The following is a 1,916-nucleotide window of genomic DNA, read 5'->3' as shown; positions in this document are numbered from 1 at the left end:
TGAGGAATAACTATTGCTATTTCCTCTTATAAAATGTCTGCTATGAAAAAAATAATTCTGCTTTTTGTTTTTACGCTTGTTTTTGGTGGTCTATGTAGTCAGACTACTGATAACATTGGAAGTTATATGGAAACTCAGGCATTGCAATGGGAGCAATTGCCTATGCAATGGAACGAAGGTGCTTTCCTGGGTAATGGTAGGATCGGTATGATGGTATACGTCGATTCTGTAGACAATTCGCTGACTCTTTGGTTGGGGCGTCCGGATGTTACGGATCATCGGTTGGCTCCTGACCGTAAAAGTTCTTTGGGGATTAAGGGGGCTTCTGTCATGACAGATTATTGCCGAATGGATGTCGGCAAGATGAAGTTATATCCTGAAGCGAAAATACTTTCGGGTACGATGCGATTGGATATCTATGATGCAACTCTGACAGGTGTTTTGCATACCGAACAAGGTGATATCTCATTGACAGCTTTCACTCCCTATGATATGGAGGTGAATGTTGTAGATATCAAGACCTCTGTTCCGTATGTCTGGAAGCTTCATCCTGGCAGTCCCAGTTCGCCTCGTATACAGGTTTTTCCCCATCTTAAAAAAGAGATGGGTTATGAAGACAACCCGGCGCCACAACAGACTGCTGGCAGACACGAGGGCTGGAGTGTGCATCCGTTGCTCGCTGGTGGCGATTATGCAACTTATTGGAAGGAAGTTTCTACCAGTGGCGGATCGACTTTGTTCCTTTCGACGATGAATCAGGTTCCGCTGTCCGACCGTTCGCTTCCCCAAGCCAAACGTGAGGTGAAAAAGGCTATTAAGAAAGGAAAGGAGAAGTTGATGAAGGATATGCAAATCTGGTGGCATGCTTATTATCGGACTGGAATGATAAACATCCCAGATAAACGAATGGAAAACTTTTATCATATTCAGTTGTATAAGTTGGCTACATGTTCTCATCCGGAAGGACCGGTTATGGATACATTCGGAACTTTCTATAAAACCAGCCAATGGCCGGGAATCTGGTGGAATCTGAATGTTCAGCTAACTTATATGGCAACCCACGCTACCAATCGGTTGCAGCAAGGTGTCAACTATCAGAAGTTATTGGATGAGTTGTTTGTTGATATTATGACTGCTTATGGTCCTGCACGATGTGGAGATTTTGCCTGGGCACTTCACACTTATTATTCCTACATGCGCTATGCAGGAGAAGATTGGAAGAAGATTAAAGATGGTTTTATGCCTAAGGCGAGTGAATTGTTCAAGCTTTATGTACCTCATTTGAAGGAGCAGAATGGGATTATTCATTTGCTGGATACAGAGTCTCCTGAATATGAGGGATTTAAAACGTATAATAACAGTAACTATAATTTGGCGGCGCTCCGATGGCTGTTGCAGACAATGATAGAGCTGAGCGACCGTACAGGAGAGAAAACGCAAGAATATGTCGAATGGAAGAATATTTTGGAAAAACTTCATCCCTGTCCGGTGGATGAAAATGGATATATGATAGCCAGTGATAAGCCTTTGGCAAAGTCACACAGACATTACTCGCATCTGCTTTCGTTCTATCCGTTAAGACTGCAGGACACGACACGTCCCGAAATTAACGCTCTATTGGAGAAATCTATCGACCATTGGATGACTATTGGTGATGGGAAAGGACTGGCTGGTTATTCTTATACGGGAGCGGCTTCGCTTTATGCATATCAGGGGAATGGTGAGAAAGCATATGCGCAGTTATATCATTATTTGAATAAGCCTATAGGAATCAGCCTTCTTCTGCCTAACACAATGTATGTAGAAAGTGGAGGTAAGAACCCTGTGATAGAAACTCCGCTTAGTGCAGCCACGGCTATTACAGAAATGCTTCTTCAGGGATGGGGAGGAACTTTAAGAGTTTTCCCTGCCATACC

The 1,916-nt window shown here is 43.4% G+C and carries 1 protein-coding gene; it reads left to right on the top strand.

Translation table 11 applies throughout. From position 1 onward, the window contains the following. Positions 1-42 precede the first annotated feature (42 nt). The coding region (locus QVP67_RS00605) for a glycosyl hydrolase family 95 catalytic domain-containing protein (RefSeq protein WP_288179746.1) at positions 43-1,916 on the top strand (1,874 nt) is incomplete at its 3' end.

It is taken from the genome of Bacteroides sp. CAG:633, from assembly GCF_000435115.1.
Classification (GTDB): domain Bacteria; phylum Bacteroidota; class Bacteroidia; order Bacteroidales; family Bacteroidaceae; genus Bacteroides; species Bacteroides ndongoniae.
This window is presented reverse-complemented; position numbering and strand designations above follow the sequence as displayed.